Genomic DNA, 20,380 nt, shown 5'->3' with positions numbered 1-20,380 from the left:
CCGTCAGGGGGACGGTGGGCTCACCGCACCGGGGTGAAGTCCCGTGCGCCGATGAACTCCGGCCGCCGTACCGGCGCGGCGAACGGCTCCACGGCCGCGTTCTCCACGCTGTTGAAGACGATGAAGACGTTGCTGCGCGGGAACGGTGTGATGTTGTCACCGGACCCGTGCATGCAGTTGCAGTCGAACCAGGTCGACGAACCGGCCTTGCCCGTGAACAGCTTGATGCCGTACTCGGACGCCATGGCCGTGAGCGCCTCGTCGGACGGGGTGCCGGCGTCCTGCATCTGCAGCGACTTCTTGTAGTTGTCCTTCGGGGTGGCGCCCGCGCAGCCGAGGAACGTCCGGTGCGACCCCGGCATGATCATCAGACCGCCGTTGGTGTCGTAATTCTCGGTCAGCGCGATCGAGACGGACACCGTCCGCATGTTCGGCAGCCCGTCCTCGGCGTGCCAGGTCTCGAAGTCGGAGTGCCAGTAGAACCCGGACGCGCCGAAGCCCGGCTTCACGTTGATCCGCGACTGGTGGACGTAGACGTCCGAGCCGAGGATCTGCCGGGCCCGCCCGACGACCCGCTCGTCCCGCACCAGCTGCGCGAACAGCTCGCTGATCCGGTGGACCTCGAAGACCGACCGGATCTCCTGCGACTTCGGCTCGACGATCGAGCGGTCGTCGGCGCGGATCGCCGGATCGGCGACGAGCCGCTCCAGCTCCTGCCGGTACACGGCGACCTCGTCCGGCTCGATCAACTGCTCCACGGGGAGGAAGCCGTCGCGCTCGTACGCCTGGAGTTCGGCGAGGGAGATGGGACCGGGCGTGCCGGGGGAGCCCCAGACGACCGGGTCCTGACGCGGGACCGACACCTCGGTGGCCCCGCGGCTGGGGTAGAGGTCGGGGACGGTGGTGGCAGTGTTCATCGTGGTGGTCGTGGTCATGGTGATGTCACACCTCCTCGGGCTCGGTGAGCAGCGGATACACGCCGTTCTCGTCGTGGTCCTCCCGTCCGGTCACGGGCGGGTTGAACACACAGATGCAGCGGAAGTCCTCCTTGATCCGCATCGTGTGCCGCTCGTGCCCGTCGAGGAGGTACATGGTCCCGGGCGTGATCGTGTACGTGCGCCCGGTCTCGTTGTCGGTCAGCTCGGCCTCGCCCTCGACGCACACCACGGCCTCGATGTGGTTCGCGTACCACATCGACGTCTCCGTGCCCGCGTAGAGGACCGTCTCGTGCAGGGAGAAACCGACCCTCTCCTTGGCGAGGACGATGCGTTTGCTCTCCCACGTGCCGGACGCGGCTTTGACGTGCCGGTCGGTGCCTTCCAGATCCTTGAAAGAACGGACGATCACGGTGGTTCCAGGCCTCCTTCTCAGCCTTCTCTGACGGTGTCCCGGGCGATTACCCGGGCGATTACCCAGACGGTTGCTCAGACGGTTTCCCGGACGGCGCGGGCGAGGACGCGCAGGCCCTCGTCCAGCTCGTCGGGGGTGATGGTGAGGGCCGGCAGCAGTTTGACGACCTCGCTCTCCGGGCCGGACGTCTCGATCAGCAGCCCGAGTTCGAAGGCCCGCTTGGCCACCCGGCCCGCGCGCTCCTTGTCGTGGAACTCCATGCCCCACACCAGGCCGCGGCCCCGGTACTCCTTCACGTCGGCGAGGTTCTCCTCCGTGATGGAGATGAGCGCCTGCTCGACCTGCTCACCGCGCTTGCGGGTCTGCTTCTCCATGGCGGAGCCGTCGGCCCAGTACGCCTCCAGCGCGGCCGTCGCCGTCACGAACGCGGGGTTGTTGCCGCGGAAGGTGCCGTTGTGCTCGCCCGGCTCCCAGATGTCCAGCTCCGGCTTGAACAGGCAGAGCGACATCGGCAGCCCGTAGCCGCTGATCGACTTCGAGACGGTGACGATGTCGGGCGTGATGCCGGCCTCCTCGAACGAGAAGAAGGCGCCCGTACGACCGCAGCCCATCTGGATGTCGTCGACGATGAGCAGCATGTCCTGCCGCTCGCACAGCTCGGCGAGCGCGCGCAGCCACTCCGGACGGGCGACGTTGATGCCGCCCTCGCCCTGCACGGTCTCCACGATCACCGCGGCGGGCTTGTTCAGCCCGGAGCCCTGGTCCTCCAGGAGCCGCTCGAACCACAGGAAGTCCTCGACCGTGCCGTCGAAGTAGTTGTCGAACGGCATCGGGGTGCCGTGCACCAGCGGGATCCCCGCCCCGGCCCGCTTGAAGGCGTTGCCGGTGACGGCGAGCGAACCGAGCGACATGCCGTGGAAGGCGTTGGTGAACGACACGATGGCCTCGCGCCCCTTCACCTTCCGCGCCAGCTTCAGCGCGGACTCCACCGCGTTGGTGCCCGTCGGCCCCGGGAACATGACCTTGTACGGCAGGTCGCGCGGCCGCAGCACCAGGTTCTGGAAGGACTCCAGGAACGCCCGCTTGGCCGTCGTCGACATGTCGAGCCCGTGGGTGACGCCGTCCCGTTCCAGATAGTCGATGAGGGCGCGTTTGAGCACGGGGTTGTTGTGGCCGTAGTTGAGTGAACCGGCGCCGGCGAAGAAGTCCAGGTACGTGTGGCCGTCCTCGTCGAACATCCGGCTGCCCTGCGCGCGGTCGAAGACGGTGGGCCAGCCGCGGCAGTAGCTGCGCACCTCGGACTCCAGGGTCTCGAAGACGCTCAGGTCGGGCTGGGTGATGGTCACGTCGAATCGCTCCTCGGTGCGTGGGGAGGGTGAGGGGAGAAGGGGAGTGGAGAAGGGTGCCTCCGGTCGGGCGGAGACGCCGGTCGGGCGGGGACCCGGGACGGGCGGCGGGTCTCAGGGGTCAGCGGGCCGATGCGGTGGAGCACCTCGGGCTGGTGCGGGCCGTCCGGGAAGTCCCCCGCCTCGAACAGGACCGTGCGCTCGACGCTCGCGCCGTGCCGCTCGGCGAACGCGGCGAACAGGCGCTCGGAGGCGGTGTTACCGGGGGTGATGGTCGTCTCCAGGGTGGTCAGCGGGTGCCGTCGCGCGACCCGGGCGGTGAGCCCGTCCAGCAGCGCGGCCGCGAGCCCGAGCCCTCGGTGCGCCTCGTCGACGGCCACCTGCCACACCAGCAGGGTGTCCGGCCGCTCCGGCCGCACGTACCCGGTCACGAACCCGACCGGCTCCCCGGACTCGTCCCGCGCCACCGCCGAGGTGTCCGCGAAGTCCCGGCACCACAGGAGATAGCTGTACGAGGAGTTCAGGTCCAGGGCTCCGGACTCGCTGGCGATGCGCCAGAGGGACGCGCCGTCCGACACGTCCGGGCGATCGATCCGAATCCCTTCCGCGATTTCCGTCAGTGGTTCTGCTTGTGCGGCAGTCATGGGGCTTGAATTTACCCATGGGAATTTCGAATTGCATCGCCGCGCAGGGTTACATATGGGCCGTTCTCGTGTTATCACGCGGGCGTGAAGACCCCCAGCGTGCCCAGTCGTTATGGTTGGTTTCACCCGTAAATTACCGTACAAAACGGGCGGGCTGTGGAGTCGGTCACATGTACGTAACCCTCACGACTTCTGCTCGAACCGTCCCCGCGGGTGTTCGCGAAACTTTTGCGTTTAGACGAGGGAAGAGCGGGCAGAAGAATACGGGATTCTGCGCTGTGAATTCCACTGTATTCCTGTTGTGAAAGTCGATGCAATTCCCCCGGCGGAAGTGCTTCCCTACGCCCAGGCCTCCGCCGCCGCCCGCCGGGCCCCCTCCAGGTCCACGCTCGCGCCGAACTCCGCCAGGGCCGCGCCCAGTCCCGCGAGGGCGGAGTGCACGACGCCCGGGGTGGCGTCGGGGCCGTAGTGGTTCACGCGGATCATCTCCGCGGCGAGGGCTCCGCCACCGGCGGCCAGCGGGAGCGCCGGGTCCGTGGCGAGCGCCTTGCCGACCAGCTCCGCGGCGTCGACCCCGGCGGGCGACCGCAGGGTCGTGGCGACCGGCGCGGCGTCGGCCGCCTCGCGCACGTACGGCTCCAGGCCCCCGCCCAGCGCGAGCGCCCCGGCCCGGGTCGCCGCGGCGGCGGACGCGTGCCGGGACATCACGGTGTCGAGCCCCTCCGCCTCGATGCGCTCCAGGCAGGCCTCCAGGGCGAGCATCTCCAGCTGGGCGGGCGCGTGCAGGAGGGCCCGGCGACCGCCGTCGATCCAGCGCTCCTTCCAGTCCAGGAGCGAGAGGTACGAGCGGCGCGGCGCCCGCGGGTTGGCCGCCATCCGCGCCCACGCCCGCTCGCTCACGGAGATCGCGGAGACCCCGGCAGGCCCGCCCATCGCCTTCTGCGCCCCGATGACGCACAGGTCGACACCCCACGCGTCCGGCAGCACCGGCTCGGCGCCGACGGAGGCCACCGCGTCCAGGTAGAACAGGGCGCCGTGCTCGCGGACCACCTCGCCGATCTCCGCCACGGGGTTGGTGTTGCCGGTCGCCGCCTCCGCGTGGACCAGCGACACGAAGTCGATCGCCGGGTGCTCGGCGAAGGCGTCCCGGATCTGACCGGCCGTCACCGCCGTGTGGAAGGGCACCGCCAGGTCGACGACCGTCGCCCCGCAGTCCCGCAGCCAGTTACCGAAGGTCTGCCCGTACGGACCGGTGATCACGTTCAGCGCGGTCGTGCCCGGCCCGGCGGCCCCGCGGATCGCGCCCTCCAGCGGCAGCAGCGCCTCGCCCTGGGTGATCACGACGTCCTGTTCGGTGGAGAGCAGCCGGGCCACCCGGTCCTCGATCGCGGCGAAGTGCGACGCGCTCAGCGGGGCCAGATCCAGAAACGGGTGTGTCACGGGGTGCTCTCTTCACTGACGGGGTAGATGGTGACGAGGGTACCGACGGCACCTGGGCGCCCCTCACCGGCGACATCGGAGGTCAGACGGGTCGGTAGCCATCGGAATAGTTTGAGCAGGCCAAAGATTTCCTTATCATCGGTTGTCTCAGTTTTCCTACAGGAGGTCTCCCCGTGAACTCGGTCCCCGGACGCCGGACCCGCATCCTGGCCGCCACCACCGCCGCGGCCGGACTGCTGCTCGTGGCCGGCTGTTCCTCGGACGACGGCGGCAGCGGCGCCACCAAGACCGCGGCCGGCGGGGTCGAACTGGTGAAGGCCGGTCAGCTCACGACCTGCACCCACCTGCCGTACCCGCCGTTCCAGTCCGAGATCGACGGCAAGGTCCAGGGCTTCGACGTGTCCCTGATCGACCTCGTCGCCGAGGACCTGGGGGTGAAGCAGGACATCGTCGACACCCCGTTCGAGAACTTCAAGACGGGCGCCTTCCTGAACTCCGGCGAGTGCGACCTCGCCGCGGCCGGTATGACGATCACCGACGAGCGCAAGAAGAACGTCGACTTCTCCGACCCCTACTTCGAGGCGACGCAGGCCGTTCTCGCCGCCAAGAAGGCCGACATCCGTTCCTTCGCGGACCTCAAGGGCGACGGGGACTACAAGGTCGGGACCCAGGCACAGACCACCGGCGAGGACTACGCCAAGAGCCAGGGCCTCGACCCCGTCTCCTTCGAGTCCTCCGACGCCGTCCTCAACGGCCTGCGCGCCGGCCAGGTCGACGCCGTCGTCATCGACTACCCGGTGGTCCAGGGCTGGCTCAAGGACGCGACCCTCGCCGACGCCTACACCGTGGCCGAGCAGATCAACACCGGTGAGGAGTACGGCTTCACGGTCAAGAAGGGCAACGCCAAGCTCCTCGCGGCGATCGACAAGGCGCTGGCGGAGGCCAGGGCCGACGGCACGTACAAGGACCTGTACGAGCAGTGGATCGGCCCGTACGACGAGAGCGCCGCCTCGGCCTCCCCGTCGGCCTCATGAGCGGGACCGACTCGGACACAGCGCTCCAGCCGAAGAAGAAGGGCCTCAGCCGGAGCCAGAAGCGCGCCCTCTCCCGGGGCGCGCAGTACGCGCTGTTCGTCGCCGCCGTCGTCGCTTTCGCGGTGTCGGCGGACTGGGCCCGGCTGAAGAACCAGTTCGCCCAGTGGGACATCGCCCAGCAGATGTTCCCCGACGTCATCACGCTGGCCCTGAAGAACACCGTGCTGTACACGCTGTCCGGCTTCGTGTTCGGACTCGTCCTCGGCATGGTCATCGCGCTGATGCGGCTGTCGTCGGTGGGCCCGTACCGCTGGTTCGCCGGCGTGTACATCGAGATCTTCCGGGGCCTGCCCGCCCTGCTGATCTTCATCTTCATCGGCGTCGCCGTGCCGCTGGCCTTCCCCGGCACGGAGATCCCCGGCGGCACGTACGGCAAGGTGGCGCTCGCGCTCGGTCTGGTGGCCGCCGCGTACATGGCGGAGACGATCCGCGCGGGCATCCAGGCGGTTCCCAAGGGCCAGATGGAAGCGGCCCGTTCGCTGGGTTTCTCGCCCGCCCGCGCGATGGTCTCGATCATCATCCCGCAGGCGTTCCGGATCATCCTGCCGCCGCTCACCAACGAGTTGGTCCTGCTCTTCAAGGACTCCTCGCTGGTCCTCTTCCTGGGCGTCACCCTGGAGGAGCGCGAACTGTCCAAGTACGGCCGTGACCTGGCCAGCACCACCGCCAACTCCACGCCGATCCTGGTCGCCGGCCTGTGCTACCTGCTGGTGACCATCCCGCTCGGCTTCGTCGTACGCCGTATGGAGGCGAAGGCCCAGGAGGCCGTGAAATGAACCGGCCCGAGATCCACGTACGCGGTCTGCACAAGTCGTTCGGCGACAACGAGGTGCTGAAGGGCATCGACCTGGAGATCGGGCGGGGCGAGGTGGTCTGTGTCATCGGCCCGTCCGGCTCCGGCAAATCGACCCTGCTCAGGTGCGTGAACCTCCTGGAGGAACCCACCGAGGGCCAGGTCTTCGTCGGCGGCACGGAGTTGACGGACCCCGACGTCGACATCGACGCCGTGCGCCGCCGGATCGGCATGGTCTTCCAGCAGTTCAACCTCTTCCCGCACCTCACGGTGACCGAGAACCTCACGCTGCCGCAGCGCCGGGTCCTGAAGCGGGACAAGGCGACGGCGGCAAACGTGGCGGCGGAGAACCTGTCCCGGGTGGGCCTGTCGGAGAAGGCGGCCGCCTACCCCGCCTCCCTCTCCGGCGGCCAGCAGCAGCGCGTGGCGATCGCCCGCGCGCTGTCGATGGGCCCCGAGGTGATGCTCTTCGACGAGCCGACCTCGGCCCTCGACCCGGAACTGGTGGGTGACGTCCTGGCGGTCATGCGCATGCTCGCGCAGGAGGGCATGACCATGATGGTGGTGACCCACGAGATGACCTTCGCCCGCGAGGTCGCCGACCGGGTCGTCTTCATGGACGACGGCGTGATCGTCGAGGAAGGCCCCCCGGCCCGGGTCATCGGCAGTCCGAGCCACGAGCGGACACGGCACTTCCTGTCGCGACTGCTGGACCCGGCGATGGCGGACGTGGAGGAGGAGACGTCGGACCAGGTGGGCGGCAAGGAGTGAGGAGGGCGTCCCTTTCTGGGGTACCGGCGCGCTGACTTAAGGTGCGGTGCATGAACGAGCGCGCGGTGCTGCATGTGAAGGGCCGGATCCTGGTCGGACCCGATGCGGTCCGGGACGAGCTGTGGGTGATCGACGGCCGGGTGTCGTACGACCGCCCGGCCGGCGCCCAGGACATCCGCACGATCCAGGGCTGGGCGCTCCCCGGCCTGGTCGACGCGCACTGCCACGTCGGCCTCGGCCCGCACGGCCCGGTCCCGGAGGACGTCGCCGAGAAACAGGCGCTGACCGACCGGGACGCGGGCACCCTCCTCATCCGCGACGCGGGCTCCCCCTCCGACACCCGCTGGATCGACGACCGCGACGACCTGCCGAACATCATCCGGGCCGGCCGCCACATCGCCCGCACCCGGCGCTACATCCGCAACTTCGCCCACGAGATCGAACCGGACGAACTGGTCGCGTACGTCGCCCGGGAGGCCCGCCGCGGGGACGGCTGGGTGAAGCTGGTGGGGGACTGGATCGACCGGGGGCTGGGCGACCTGTCGCCGTGCTGGCCGCGTGAGGCGGTCGAGGCGGCGATCACGGAGGCGCACCTCCTGGGCGCCCGCGTGACGGCGCACTGCTTCGCCGAGTCGTCCCTCCGTGACCTCGTCGAGGCGGGCATCGACTGCATCGAACACGCGACGGGACTGACGGACGACCTGATCCCGCTCTTCGCCTCCCGGGGCGTCGCGATCGTCCCGACCCTGGTCAACATCGCCACCTTCCCGACGATGGCGGACGGCGGCGAGGCCAAGTTCCCGAACTGGGCCGCGCACATGCGCCGCCTCCACGAACGCCGCTACGACACCGTCCGCAACGCCTACGACGCGGGCATCCCGGTCTACGTGGGCACGGATGCGGGCGGCTCCCTGGCCCACGGCCTGGTCGCCGCCGAGGTCGCCGAACTGGTCACGGCCGGAATCCCGCCGGTGGAGGCCCTCGCGGCGACCACCTGGCACGCCCGCGAGTGGCTGGGCCGCCCCGGCCTGAACGAGGGCGCCCCCGCGGACCTGGTGGTGTACGAACGGGACCCCCGCACGGACGTACGCGTGCTGGGAGCCCCGACGAGGGTGGTGCTGAACGGGCGGGTCGTGGGGTAGTCATCCCACGCCGAAACCCCGCCAGGACACACCTGACGGGGTTTCGAATGCACCGGCTACCGGTCCGCGCGCACCCGGAAAACCGTGCCGCCCTCGATTGCGTCAGGAGCAGGGGATTCCTGCATCAAAGGGCTTGGGTCTGTGGGGAGGATGCGAACTTCCGCCCAAAAGACGTATCCCGCGACGACGTAGTCGAGCGGATCGTCCTCGGAGACTCGGAAGAGTTTGCTCTCTCGCCACCTGCGCCCAATCCTCTGCTCCTCGCTTCGCAAAGCGTCTGGTCCCGCATCCGACACGCTGAGACCCGAGTACTGATCGGCCAGCGAGATCCGGGAAACGTCCTGGAACAGGACATCGAAGATCCTGGGGACGTCCCCTTCCTCGCCACCCGAGAATCCGCGCAGCAGGAACTTGCTGTGGCCTACCGCAACGGCCCACGGTTTGAAAGCTCCTCGCAGGTTCAGAGGGAGTTGCCCATCCACCAGTCGGTATGTCACTTGAACGGGACTCCAGTCCAGTTGCCGGCTCGTCGATTCCAGCGGTAGAAGTCCACTCTGCCCATGAGGTTGGCCGCATCCACCTGAAGCAACTCCCACTGCGTATGCAGACGCTGCGCGGGGGCTGTGTTCTGCGCGATCTTCAGTGCCTTCGCCGGCCCCTGACTTGCCCCGGGCAGACCGTCGAGCATGAAGGATATTCGTCCTTCGCCCCTCCCCGTCCTGGAGATCGCACCCAGGACCTCGTCGCGCCAAGTCGCGTCCGGCGCTCCTAGGAGGTGACGAGCTTGAACGGTGCTGGCGAATCCCTTCAGATCATGACCTCGCATACCAAGAGCGACATGGTCAACCGGACCTTCTACATTGCAGTTGTGCACCAGGACGGGAACGGCGCCTGCCAGCACGTGATATGTGTGCAGGCCCGCCACGGTCAGGTTGTAAACCGTCGCCTGTGCTGTGTGCGCCTCGACGGCTGCGATCTGGACCCAACTGCCGCTACCCGTGCTCAGCCACTGGCCACGCTTCAGCTCTCCGGCGTCCACCCAGTGGCCCACGTCGGGCAGCCAGAACGGGTGGTTCTCCGTCGCCGTGATCGTGGACGTCTCGTCGCCCGCCCGGCCGTCCGTGTCGATCGTCAGGGTGACCAGGTGCTTCGTGCCGTCGCCCGTGATCGTGCGGGTGACCGTCCGGGCCTGCGTGTCGTCCGTCTCCACGTCCGACGCCGTGACCTCGTCGCCGATCTCGATGTCCTCGATCGGCTTCGTCGTGCCGTCGGCCATCAGGACCTCGGTGCCGGGGACGAAGCTGTTCTTGCAGGCCGGCGGCGCGTCCGGCGGTTTTGGAGCGGCCGGGGCCGGGGCGTCCGCCGCCGGGGTTGGTCGTCCCCGTCGGGGGCGGGTCGGCGGCGCGCCGGGGCGGGTTGGCTCCGCCCGTCGGCGGGGATTCGCGCCGCCCGTCGGCGGTGTCGCCGCGCCCGACGGGACATTGCGGCCGACGTCGCTCGCCGTGTCCAGCGCCTCCAGCGCCTCGTCGCCGTACTTGGCCGCCTTCGCCGCCGTCGCCCCGTACCCCGCGAACGGGATCGCCGAGGCGCAGGACAGGGCCGCGTCGACGTATTCGCCCTCGGCCGCGTACCAGCCGCAGTTGGCCAGGTCCGCGGCCTCGCCCACGACCGGGATCAGGCCGACCACGTCCAGCGCGGCGTGGCCGATGTCGGACCAGGAGAGGCCGAACAGGTGGCCGTCGATCTCGATGAACGAGATCGGGTTGCCGCCGGCGAAGGCGTAGCGGTTGCCGGTGTACGGGTCCATCGTCAGGCCCATGTCGGCCAGGGCGCCGCCGTACATGTCACGGGTGAGGAAGCGGTTCAGGCCCGGGTCGTAGGTGCGGAAACCCATGTCGTACGTGCCCGACGCCGTGTCGTAGCGCTTGGAGTTGAAGCGGTACGAGTTGTACGGCTCCGCGGCCTCGCCGCCCGCACCCGGCTTGTCCGCGCCCGTGAACTGGGCCGTGTCGTTCTTGCCGTACGCCGTGTAGCCGTACGTCGTCTTGGTGGTGCCGTCCTTGTCCGTCAGCGCCTCCACGTCACCGTGTGGGTGGTAGAGGTACTGCGTGGTCTCCGGGGCCGCGCCCTCATCGTCTTCCTCGTCCTTGATCTGGGTGAGCTTCTGCCCCCACGAGGCGTACTGGAAGGAGGTGACGCCCTCGTCCGTCACCTCCTCCCTCAGGGAGTTCGAGGTGATTCCCAGGTAGGTGAAGAGCGTGGTCTTCGCGTCGTCGCCGCTGCCGACCGACTCCTTCACCGTGCGGTCGAACGCGTCGTACGTCAGACGGGTCGTCCGCGCCGCGTCACCGGCGCCCGACGTGATCGACTCCGGCCGGTCGAAGCCGTCGTAACGGTACTTCTGGATCGTCTCGCCGCCGAAGGAGACGGTGTCGAGGCGGCCGAGCGGGTCGTAGTTGTACGTCGACGACGCGCCGTCCTCCGTCGACGTCAGGAGACGGTTGCGGTCGTAGCGGTGGGTCGTCGTCGTGTCGTCGACCGTCTGCCGGACCACGTTGCCGGCCGCGTCGTGCCGGTACTCCTCCGTCTTCTCGTCGTCGCCGGTCTTGGCGACCTTGGCGATGCGGTCCTGCGGGTCGTACGTGTACGCGTACGTGTTGTCGATCGTCGAGCCGTGGTCGTCGGCGTCCATCAGCTTCAGGACGTCCTCGACCTTGTGGCCGTTGGCGTTGTACTTCAGGGCGTGCTCGGCGACGAGGGTGTCGTCGGACTGCCGCTCCGTGGTCTTCCTCGTCGCGCCGTCGAGGTAGTAGTCGACGGTCAGGACGTTGCCGTTCGGCTTCGTCTGCTTCGCCAACTCGCCCCGGGCCGTGTACTCCACCGAGGTCACCTGGCGGTCGTCCGCCGTCGGCGACGCCGCGTTGGTGATGCGCTCGACCCGGTCCAGCTCGTCGTAGTCCAGTTTGCTCCAGGTCAGGTCATGGGTCGTGGTGAGCGTGTTGCCGTTGGCGTCGTAGGTCAGCGCGGTCGTGTCGCGGACGCTGTCCCCGTCGTGTTCCACCACCTCGGTGAGCTGGTTGAGTTCGTCGTAGGCCAGGGTGTAGCGGTCGGTCTCGACGCCGGGGCTGTTGTCGACGATCTCGATCTGGTTGCCGTTGGCGTCGTAGCGGTAGGAGAAGTCCTTCTTCTCGTTGTCGGTGTCGCCCTCGTGGTCGCGGACCAGCCGCACCGCGTCCGCGACCACCGTGCCGGTCGCCTTGTCGGTGAGGGTGATGGCCTGACCCGTGTCCTCGGCGAAGGCGTACTTGCCCAGGGAGCGCCACTCACCGGGGAGTTCGCTCTGGTCGAGGGTTCTGGTCCCGGCGCCGTCCTTGTGCTTGATCTCGTACGCGGCGTCCTTCGCCGCCCCGTCGACCTTCGGGTACCGGACGTAGACCGTGTAGTCACCGGCCTGCGGAATCGTCAGCTGCCAGACGAAGCGGTCCTCGCCCGCACCGGCCGCGTGCGTCTGCGCGTCGTAGCCGTACGAGCCCTCGGCGTCGACCGCGGCCCATGTGCCCTGCTGCGCCGTGTTGTTGATGTCGCTGTTGTCGACCAGGGCGACCTGGAGGCCCACCGGGACCCCGTCGTCCGAGCGGGACTTGAGGGCGCCGCTCGGGTAGAAGGAGGAGTCGAGGGTGCGGGAGACCGCGCCGCCCGCGCTGCTCAGGGTGTTCTGGATCTGCTGGCCGAGGTCGTTGTACCGGTAGGAGTTCTTGATGTCGAAGGCGTCGACCGACGTTCTGATCCAGCCGGTGTCGAAGTAGGTGTACTCCGTCTCGTTGCGGACGCTCTGTCCTTCGGACGGCGGGGCACTGACCTTCTTCACCCGGCTCAGCGCGTCGTACTCGTACGTCGTACGGTCGGGGGTGTTGTAGCGGTCGTCGTCCGGGTCGAAGGGGCTCAGGGTCTCCTTGACGCGGTTCAGCTCGTCGTAGACGGTCTCGGAGGCGAAGTCCTTCGGGTCCTCGGTCTCCATGCCGCGCGGGGTGACGACCCGGGTTTGGTTGCCGACCTCGTCGTACTCGAAGCGGGTCCTGCGCACCACGCCGTCGTCGTGCGGGACCCGTGCCTCGGCCAGGGCGCCGCGGGCGTCGATGACCAGCTCGGTGCGGTTGCCCTCGGCGTCCGTGGTGGCGGTCGTCAGACCGTCCCAGTCGTAGGTGCTCGTCGTCGACTTGCCGATCGCGTCGGTCGTCTCCAGGAGCCGGTGGTCGAGGTCGTAGCGGAACCTGGTGGTGTAGTCGTCGGGGTCCTCGGTCTCGTTCTTGCGGGCGTCGACGACCTTCACCAGGTCACCGACGTCGTTGTAGACGGCGGAGGCGCGCCTGCCCGCCGCGTTGACCGCCTCGATCGGCTGGTACACCTCGTCGTACCGCGTCGTCGAGGTGAAGTCGCCGGGCTCCTCGGTCAGGTTGCCCTTGGGCTCCGTCGAGGTCAGCTGGTTGCCGACCTTGTCGTACGTGAAGGTCGACACCCGTGCGGGCGCGCCCTCCTCGTCACCCGGCTGGCTGGACTTCAGCAGCTGGTCGGCGGCGTCGAACTCGCTGCTGCTCGACACCCCGTTGGGGGCGGTGAACACGAGCGTGTTGTCGTTGGCGTCGTACTTCGGCGCGGGCGTGACGATGAACTCGCCCGCCTGCTGGTCCTTCGGCCTGCGGTTCTCCAGCGGACGCGCGAACACGTCGTACGTCTGCGTGGTCGTCGCCCCGTCGGCCTCCTCGACCTCGGTGACGTTGCCGCGTACGTCGTACGTCGTCAGCGTGCGGTTGCCGAGGGCGTCGACGATCACCCGCGGATAGCCGGACGGGTCGTAGTCCTCGAACTTCGTGGTGTGCTCGTTCGCGTCGGTCGCGGAGACGAGCCGTCCCCGGGCGTCGTAGGCGTTGGTGGAGGTGTAGTCGTCCGCGGGCTCGCTCGCCACGCCCTTCGGGTCGGTGACCGAGGTCATGTTGCCGCGCGCGTCGTAGCCGAAGAGCCAGGTACGGCCCTCCGGGGAGACCCGGCGCACCAGGTCGGCGATGTAGCCGTTCTCCCCGGTCGCGTAGGCGAGCGTGGCGGCGGGCCGGTCGTTCTTCACCGACTCCGCGTCCCGGCTCTCCAGCGGATAGCCCGTCTTCGGGTCGTACTTCCAGGTGCGGGCGGCGCCGTTGTTCTCCTCCAGGCGCGTGACGTTGTTGTCGGCGTCCCAACCCAGCTTCGTGGTCCGCTTCTTGGCGTCGGTGAGCTTCACGGGTCGGCCGTAGCCGTCCAGCCGCTGGGTGCTGGGGTTGCCCTCGGCGTCGGTGACGACCGTCTCGGTCCCCTTGCCGTCATGGCCGTCGGGGTCCTTGTAGCGGTATGCGGTCACACCGCCGAGCCGGTCCGTGACCGCCTTGGTGTACCCCAGGTAGTGCAGTTGGTCCTTGTCGTCGTGCGGGCCGACGTAGTCGACCTTCGAGGAGTTGCCGCGCGGATCGGTGACCTCGACCAGCTTCACGCCGGGGTGGTCGAACTCCTTGCCGTACTGGAACGTGAAGACCTTGCGCAGCTTCTCGGCCGCGTTCGCGCCGTCCGTCAGCCGCGCCAGCAGGCCCTTCTCCGTGAAGGTGAGGTCGACCCGGCGCCCGGAGACGTCCGTGACCGAACGGACCTTGTCGATGATGAACGGATTGAGGAGGTGCTTGCCCTCCTTCACCTTCCCGTCCTTGTCGACGTACGAGTACGCCTCGCCCTTCTCCCAGTGGTCGACGGTGAGCGTGCGCCGGCCCTCTGCGTCGGTGACGTACTTCAGCAGCTTCGACGGGTGCCCGAGCAGCCGCTCCTCGTACGTGAACTCCATCCGGTTGCCGTTCCTGTCCACCTGGGCGCTCGGGTAGCCCTGGCAGTCGAAGAGGAACCGGGTGCGGTCCGGGCGCAGGAACTCCCAGGCCTCGCGCTGGTGGGGGTGGAGCAGACAGTCCTTCTCCAGCTGCCTGACCCGGAAGTGGACGCCGGCGGGGGAGTCCCACTCACCCTTCTTGTTCTTGCTGAAGACGTGGCTGGTGCCGTCGCCGTCGGTCAGCGTGATCTGCTTGGGCAGCAGTGCGGCCGGGTGGAAGTCCAGCGGTGTGCCCAGCCGGACCGGCGAGGATGCCTGCAGCGACCAGCCGTATCCGGCCGGAGTGCTGGACGCGTCCTGCGAGTTGTAGGCCAGCCGCAGGAAGGTCGAGAAGCCGAGCGACGGGTTCGAGAAGGCGTTGTACGACCACACCGCGTTGCCCGCGTGAAGGTTGCTCATCAGCGCCGAGCCCGCGCCGGTGTTCTTGCCGGCGTAGGAGTGGAAGTCCTCCAGGCCGAGCTGGTCGGAGGTCGGGTACTCGGCGGTGACCTGGTGCTTGGAGGGCGGCACCTCCTCCGTCTCGGACAGCCAGTCGCCGGTGGTCCTGTCCCTGAGGTCCCACTCCAGGCCGAACGTCAGCCGCTTGTCGAGCGGGTCGACCGGCACCGGGGCCTTCAACTCCGCGTCGAAGGTGACCGTCTCACCGGGTGCCACGTCCTCGGGCAGCCCGGTCGCGTCCTTGTTGAGGAGGTTGGTGACGTCCTTGCCGTCCAGGTACCAGCGGTACGACAGGACGTGCTTGCCCTTCTTCCACACCGTGTCCGTGGTGTTGGTGAGAGTCGCCTCGACGGTGGCCTTCTCGCCGGGGATCATCCGCGCCGGCGTGTAGGGCAGGAAGTAGGTCTCGTCCTCGGGGGCGGCGAGCAGCTTCGCCCCCTCGGCGACCTGGCCCGGCGGCGGCAGTTCGACCGTGCGGGCGGGGCCGGCCAGCAGCCTGCCCTGCTGGGTACGGACGACGATCCGGTAGTGGTAGGTCTTGCCCTTGCCCTTGCCCTTGCCGTCGCTCTTGCCCTTGCCGTCGAGCGCCGGGGGCGCGGTGCGGTCGGCGAAGGTGCGGGTGTCGCGGTCGACGGGGGCGAGGAGGGTCTCGTCGGTCGGGGTGAAGTCCTTCTTCGTGGCGCGGTGGACCTCGTACTCCCGCAGGTCCTTGCCCCGGTACGCGCTCCAGGAGAGGTCGGCGCCGGTGGCGTGCGTGGTGCGGGGCGCGGCGATGCGGACACCGTCGGCGTCGCCCGAGACGCCCCGGTGGGTCAGGGAGGACGAGCCCCGGGAACGATCCAGCCGGATGCGGGGCGGCTTGTGGTCGTCGCCTCGGTCGATCTCCTCGCCGTCCTCGCGGTCACCGAAGAGACGATCGAGGAGGCCAGGGTCGTCCTCGTCCTCGGCGAGTTCGCTGGCGGGTCTCCAGCCCTCGCGGGGGTCGCTGTTGTCGGGTTCGGCAGCGGCGGCGGGTCTCGCCTCGCCGGTTCTGGCGGGGGTGGCCGGTGCGCTGCCGATGATCAGGGCCGTGGCCACGGTGCCGACCAGGGCGGCGCGGAGGCGGAAACGGCGAAGGCGGACGCGGCGGAGGCGGATACGGACGCGGGTGTGGTCTAAGGCTGCCATGAAGGGCTCCTTGTTCCCCGTGAGCACAGGGGTCGCACAGGAATCGCCGGGCGCAACTGTCTACCAAGACCCCCCAAAGTCGTGTCAATGACATGTCAAATAGAGGGGCGAATTCCGGACTGCGAACGTTGCGGAGAAGTCCTGGACGGACGGGTGAGACGGTGTGAAGCTGCGGAAGCGGGGGGCGCCGGATCCGGTCACCGGGTGCGACTCCCGTCTCTGCCAGAGCTGTTGACCGGCCTATGAAGACGTGTTGACTTCCCCTCACTCCGACTTCGAGACGCTCAGCGTGGTGCACGGCCCCCGGGAGGTGCGGGTGCACCGTGTCCATGTCCCGGCCTGCACGCCCGTACGCGAAGGGTGCTGGGCCGTGGCCGACGACGCCGGGCCACCCGAGGGGACGTCCGGGCACCACTCGGCGACGGCCCCACTGACACTGCGGCAAAGCCTGCGCGACCGGGCCCCTCGGCTGCCGGAACGCGCGACAAGAAGACCGGCTGCCCGGTGCTCCACGTCTGGGCCTGCGTCGCGAAGCCCTCCGTCCCGGACGGCGCCAACACGTCGTTCGGGCGCGGTAAGTGGCAGGACTTCGCCCACGGGACGGGCGTCAAGACGCACTGCGAGCACAGCTCGCGGTGCCGACCCTCGCCCGCCCACGCCCTGACACCCCAACCACCCGGCCACCGCGCGGGCGGAGCGCTGAGTCCCTCCGCTCAGCGGTCCGCCAGCGTCATCGCCCGGTCCAGCGCCTGGAGGAACCCGTTGACCGTGGCCCGGTCGCGGACCGCCAGGCGCAGCCACGCGTCGTCCAGCCCCGGGAAGGTGTCACCGCGGCGGACGGCGTAGCCGAGCGTGCGCAGATGCCGTCGTACGGCGGTCGCGCGGGGCAGCCGGATCAGCACGAACGGGCCCTCGGCGGGCTCGGCCACGACCAGGCCGTCGGGGGCGAACTCCCGCAGCCCCGCGACCAGATGGGCCCGGTCGGCGACGACGCGACCCGCCGCATCGGCGGCCTCCGCCAGCGCCCGGTCCGAGACACACGCCTCGGCCGCCGCGAGGGCGGGCGTGGACACCGGCCACAGCGGCTGGGCGCGCTCCAGCCCGGCGATCGTCCCGGGCTCGGCGAGGACGTAACCGATCCGCAGCCCGGCCAGCCCCCAGGTCTTGGTGAGGCTGCGCAGGACCACGAGGCCGGGCACGTCCGTCCGCCCGGCCAGCGCCTCGCGCTCACCCGGCACCGCGTCCATGAACGCCTCGTCGACCACCAGCGTACGCCCCGGCCGGGCGAGCCGGGCGAGGGACTCCGCCGGGTGCAGCACCGATGTCGGATTGGTCGGGTTGCCCACGACCACCAGGTCCGCGTCCTCCGGCACGGCCGCCGGATCCAACCGGAAGCCGTCCGACTCCCGCAGCAGCACCCGGTCCACGGTGTGCCCGGCGTCCCGCAGCGCGGCCTCGGGTTCGGTGAACTGCGGGTGCACGACCACCGGATGGCGGACCCTCAGGGCACGGGCCAGCAGGACGAAGGCCTCGGCGGCGCCCGCGGTGAGCAGGACCCGCTCCACCGGCAGCCCGTGCCGGGCCGCCACCGCCGCCCGCGCCTCCCGACCGTCGGGGTAGGCGGCCAGCCCGGTCAGCGACCCGGCTATCCGCTCCCGCAGCCAGACGGGCGGCGTGTCGGCCCGGACGTTCACGGCGAGGTCGATGAGCTTCGCCCCGTCGTCGCGCACCTCGGCGTCGCCGTGATGCCGCAGGTCATGACCGGCGGCAGGCAGGACCTGGCCCGTGTTCCGCGAGTCGTCGTGTCCGTTCCGCAGGCCGTGCCTGCTCCCGGAGTCGGATTCAGTGTGCATGGGAGTGCGTGTGTCCCCAGTGGTGATGATCGTGACCGTCGTACCCGTCGTCGTCCGGGCGGACGTGTGGCCGGCGCGGCAGCCCGGGGCTGTTCCCGCCGCCGGGCGGAGTGCCTCCGGGCACGGTGGAGTCGTGGGAATCGCGGTGCATGTGCGGGTCGCCCTCCAGCGCCTCCCGGTACCGCTCCACGATCAGATCGAGCAGCTCCGGCTCCGGTCCGATGACATCGGCCGACCGTACCTCGATCTCCGGGCGCGCGGCAGACCAGCCCTCGGTCTGCTGCCGTACCCGGTCCGCCGGCCCGCCGTCGAGCGGGAAGTACGGCAGGACGACGATCCGCCGCGCGCCCAGCCGTACGCACCGGTCGAGACCGCTCGGCACGTCCGGCGCCGCCGACGACACGAACGCCGTCTCCACACCCGCGTACCCGCGCCCCTCCCACAACAACCGGGCCGCCCTGTGCACCTCGGCGTTGGCCTCGGGATCGGTGGACCCGTGCCCGACGAGCAGAACGGTCACCTCGGCCCGGTCGCCCGGGGCCCTCGGCGCGGACGACCCCAGCGCCTCCTCGACCCGCCGCTCCAGCAGGTTCAGCAGCGCGGGCTGCGGACCCGGGGGACGGCCGCGGCCGTACGACACCTCCGGGTGCCGCTCCCGTACGCGGTCCAGCGCCGCTTCCACGTCCGCGACCGCGCGCCCGGCGGTCTCCCACGCCAGCGGGACGACGACGAACCGCCGTACGCCGTGCTCCACCAGCCCGGTCACGGCATTGCCCAGCGGCGGCCGGAACGGCTCGACGAAGCCGCCCCCGACGGGCAGCCCGGGGTGGCGGCGCCCCAGCTCGCGCAGTAAGGCGGGGAACGCCTCGGCCCCGGCGTCGTCCCGGGTGCCGTGACCGGCGATGAGCAGGGCGGGCGGCGGGTGGTCACGGTGTCTCCTCGGAAGCGGAAGCGGTGGGGGCGGGGAGGGGCGAGCGTCGGAATAAGGGTGGGGTGGGGCGGTCGGGACGCGGGGCGTTCGGGGCGGGTCGGCGGCGGTCACACGTTCATCATGTCTCGCGACGACCGCGGCCACTGCCACGACGATCATCATGCCGACCCCGCCGGGCCCGGTGAAGCCAGGGTTCGCCGTCGCGACGGCACATGTCACCCGCCCCGCCCGCCCGTCCACCGACTCCGACTTCCGCTTCGGCACGAGGAGTTCTCCCCCACCGACGAGTGCGGCGGCCTCCGCGACGGACCGGGTACCGACGGCGGCGAGGGCGACGTCGGAGGGGTTGGGCACCGTCACGGCGGCCAACTCGGCTGCGGAGTGGGTGACCAGGGGGACCCCGAGCCGCACGGCGGCCTGGACGAGGCCGGGTTCACCGGCCTTGGCATCGACGGTGGACAGCGCGACGACGGCCTCGACCGACAGCCCGGCATCCCGCAACACCCCCGAGACCAGCCCGAGAACCTCCACCACGGACACCCCCGCGGAGGCCCCCACACCCACCACGAGAGAGCCGCTCACATGCTCAACCACAGCCACGCCCGTCTTCCAGGGGCGCGGGGAACTGCGCGACCGGCCCCCACGGACCCGCACCCGGCATCCGACCTCCGTACTCCACACCACCCCGGGGCGCCGCAGCCAAGAGGCCCCCCTCTTCCGGTAGCAAAGACCCATGGCGGTCTTCGTGGCACTCGGCGCGTTCCTGATGACCCTGCTCGGCGGCTGGACGGCACAACGGGTGACGGACCGCCGTCACCTCGTGCTCGGCCTGGCCGGCGGCCTGATGCTGGGCGTGGTCGGCCTCGACCTGCTCCCCGAGGCACTGGAGGCCGCCGGCGACGAGATCTTCGGCGTCCCCGCCGCGCTGCTGCTGTTCGTCGCCGGGTTCCTCCTGGCCCACCTGGTGGAACGCCTGCTGGCCGTCCGCCAGGCGGCACACGGCGCGGAGGAGCACAACGGCCGTACGCCCCAGGTGGGTCTGACGGCCGCGGCCGCGATGGTCGGACACAGCGCCATGGACGGCGTCGCGATCGGCGCGGCCTTCCAGATCGGCGAGGGCATGGGCATCGCCGTCGCCCTCGCGGTGATCGCCCACGACTTCGCGGACGGCTTCAACACGTACACACTCACCAGCGTGTACGGCAACGCCCGCCGCCGCGCGCTCGCGATGCTGTTCGCGGACGCGGCGGCCCCGGTGGCGGGAGCCGCCTCCACGCTGCTGTTCACGATCCCGGAGGGCCTGCTCGGCTGCTACCTCGGCTTCTTCGGCGGCGCCCTGCTCTATCTCGCCGCCGCCGAGATCCTCCCCGAGGCCCACCACGAACACCCGGCCCACTCCACCCTGCTGTGCACGGTCGCCGGGGCGGCCTTCATCTGGCTGGTGGTGGGCGTGGCGGAGTGAACGGGACGGGCCACCGGGACCACCACCCGACGAACCGCTCACCACCCCCG

13 protein-coding genes and 2 pseudogenes are annotated in these 20,380 nt (G+C 70.0%); 5 read left to right on the top strand and 10 right to left on the bottom strand.

All coding sequences use genetic code 11. From position 1 onward, the window contains the following. Positions 1 to 20: 20 nt before the first annotated feature. The 5 genes and pseudogenes from thpD to E4N62_RS13775 all read right to left on the bottom strand — a co-directional run bounded on the left by thpD (position 21) and on the right by E4N62_RS13775 (position 4,780). Positions 21 to 917 (bottom strand): ectoine hydroxylase, encoded by an 897-nt coding sequence (gene thpD, locus E4N62_RS13795; RefSeq protein WP_230214846.1) that lies wholly within the window; start codon positions 915 to 917, stop codon positions 21 to 23. A 25-nt stretch (positions 918 to 942) separates the two neighbouring features. Further along, positions 943 to 1,347, bottom strand: coding sequence for an ectoine synthase (locus E4N62_RS13790; protein ID WP_184895678.1), 405 nt, complete (start codon positions 1,345 to 1,347; stop codon positions 943 to 945). 77 nt (positions 1,348 to 1,424) lie between these two features. After that, positions 1,425 to 2,696, bottom strand: coding sequence for a diaminobutyrate--2-oxoglutarate transaminase (gene ectB, locus E4N62_RS13785; protein WP_184895680.1), 1,272 nt, complete (start codon positions 2,694 to 2,696; stop codon positions 1,425 to 1,427). A gap of 119 nt (positions 2,697 to 2,815) precedes the next feature. Then, a pseudogene (gene ectA / locus E4N62_RS13780) lies at positions 2,816 to 3,340 on the bottom strand (diaminobutyrate acetyltransferase); the annotation flags it as partial. Between the two features lie 339 nt (positions 3,341 to 3,679). After that, positions 3,680 to 4,780: an aminotransferase class V-fold PLP-dependent enzyme gene (locus tag E4N62_RS13775; RefSeq protein WP_230214340.1), complete on the bottom strand. Its 1,101-nt coding sequence runs from the start codon at positions 4,778 to 4,780 to the stop codon at positions 3,680 to 3,682. A 173-nt stretch (positions 4,781 to 4,953) separates the two neighbouring features. On the opposite strand from E4N62_RS13775, the gene E4N62_RS13770 reads away from it, so the two are divergent. From E4N62_RS13770 to E4N62_RS13755, 4 genes are read left to right on the top strand one after another with little or no spacing between them, the layout of a single operon-like run. After that, complete coding sequence (locus E4N62_RS13770) at positions 4,954 to 5,814, top strand: transporter substrate-binding domain-containing protein (protein ID WP_230214337.1); 861 nt, start codon at positions 4,954 to 4,956, stop codon at positions 5,812 to 5,814. Continuing rightward, on the top strand, positions 5,811 to 6,650 hold the full coding sequence (locus E4N62_RS13765; RefSeq protein ID WP_230214335.1) for an amino acid ABC transporter permease: 840 nt from the start codon (positions 5,811 to 5,813) through the stop codon (positions 6,648 to 6,650). The genes E4N62_RS13770 and E4N62_RS13765 overlap by 4 nt, the downstream gene beginning before the upstream one ends. Continuing rightward, a complete protein-coding gene (locus E4N62_RS13760; protein ID WP_230214334.1) occupies positions 6,647 to 7,438 on the top strand; it encodes an amino acid ABC transporter ATP-binding protein in 792 nt (263 codons plus the stop codon). Before E4N62_RS13765 ends, E4N62_RS13760 begins: the two co-directional genes overlap by 4 nt. 50 nt (positions 7,439 to 7,488) lie before the next feature. Continuing rightward, a complete protein-coding gene (locus E4N62_RS13755) occupies positions 7,489 to 8,580 on the top strand; it encodes an amidohydrolase family protein (RefSeq protein WP_230214332.1) in 1,092 nt (363 codons plus the stop codon). 56 nt (positions 8,581 to 8,636) lie between these two features. Here E4N62_RS13755 and E4N62_RS13750 read toward each other — a convergent pair whose 3' ends face one another. The 5 genes and pseudogenes from E4N62_RS13750 to E4N62_RS13730 form a co-directional block, all read right to left on the bottom strand. Next, positions 8,637 to 9,077 carry a hypothetical protein gene (locus E4N62_RS13750; protein WP_230214330.1) on the bottom strand — a complete coding sequence of 147 codons (441 nt, stop codon included), beginning with the start codon at positions 9,075 to 9,077 and terminating at the stop codon, positions 8,637 to 8,639. Further along, positions 9,074 to 16,084 carry a polymorphic toxin-type HINT domain-containing protein gene (locus tag E4N62_RS13745; RefSeq protein ID WP_230214328.1) on the bottom strand — a complete coding sequence of 2,337 codons (7,011 nt, stop codon included), beginning with the start codon at positions 16,082 to 16,084 and terminating at the stop codon, positions 9,074 to 9,076. The genes E4N62_RS13750 and E4N62_RS13745 overlap by 4 nt, the downstream gene beginning before the upstream one ends. A 713-nt stretch (positions 16,085 to 16,797) precedes the next feature. After that, the gene (gene cobC / locus E4N62_RS13740) at positions 16,798 to 17,937 is read right to left on the bottom strand and encodes an Rv2231c family pyridoxal phosphate-dependent protein CobC (RefSeq protein ID WP_230214326.1); all 1,140 of its coding nucleotides are present in this window, start codon (positions 17,935 to 17,937) and stop codon (positions 16,798 to 16,800) included. After that, entirely contained in the window at positions 17,927 to 18,847 is a 921-nt protein-coding gene (locus E4N62_RS13735) for a sirohydrochlorin chelatase (RefSeq protein ID WP_230214844.1), read from the bottom strand. Before E4N62_RS13735 ends, cobC begins: the two co-directional genes overlap by 11 nt. Before the next feature lie 282 nt (positions 18,848 to 19,129). Continuing rightward, a pseudogene (locus E4N62_RS13730) lies at positions 19,130 to 19,603 on the bottom strand (cobalamin biosynthesis protein); the annotation flags it as partial. Here E4N62_RS13730 and E4N62_RS13725 point away from each other — a divergent pair. Next, a complete protein-coding gene (locus E4N62_RS13725; protein WP_230214324.1) occupies positions 19,602 to 20,330 on the top strand; it encodes a ZIP family metal transporter in 729 nt (242 codons plus the stop codon). The pseudogene E4N62_RS13730 and the gene E4N62_RS13725 sit on opposite strands and share 2 nt — an antisense overlap. Positions 20,331 to 20,380: the final 50 nt, after the last annotated feature.

This window comes from Streptomyces sp. MNU76, from assembly GCF_020982545.1.
Classification (GTDB): Bacteria; Actinomycetota; Actinomycetes; order Streptomycetales; family Streptomycetaceae; genus Streptomyces.
This window is presented reverse-complemented; position numbering and strand designations above follow the sequence as displayed.

Coding starts and splice junctions, on each gene's coding strand:
- E4N62_RS13745 (WP_230214328.1), bottom strand. CDS start 16,084: ATGGCAGCCTTAGACCACACCCGCGTCCGTATCCGCCTCCGCCGCGTC.
- E4N62_RS13755 (WP_230214332.1), top strand. CDS start 7,489: ATGAACGAGCGCGCGGTGCTGCATGTGAAGGGCCGGATCCTGGTCGGA.
- E4N62_RS13725 (WP_230214324.1), top strand. CDS start 19,602: ATGGCGGTCTTCGTGGCACTCGGCGCGTTCCTGATGACCCTGCTCGGC.
- thpD (WP_230214846.1), bottom strand. CDS start 917: ATGAACACTGCCACCACCGTCCCCGACCTCTACCCCAGCCGCGGGGCC.
- E4N62_RS13760 (WP_230214334.1), top strand. CDS start 6,647: ATGAACCGGCCCGAGATCCACGTACGCGGTCTGCACAAGTCGTTCGGC.
- cobC (WP_230214326.1), bottom strand. CDS start 17,937: ATGCACACTGAATCCGACTCCGGGAGCAGGCACGGCCTGCGGAACGGA.
- E4N62_RS13765 (WP_230214335.1), top strand. CDS start 5,811: ATGAGCGGGACCGACTCGGACACAGCGCTCCAGCCGAAGAAGAAGGGC.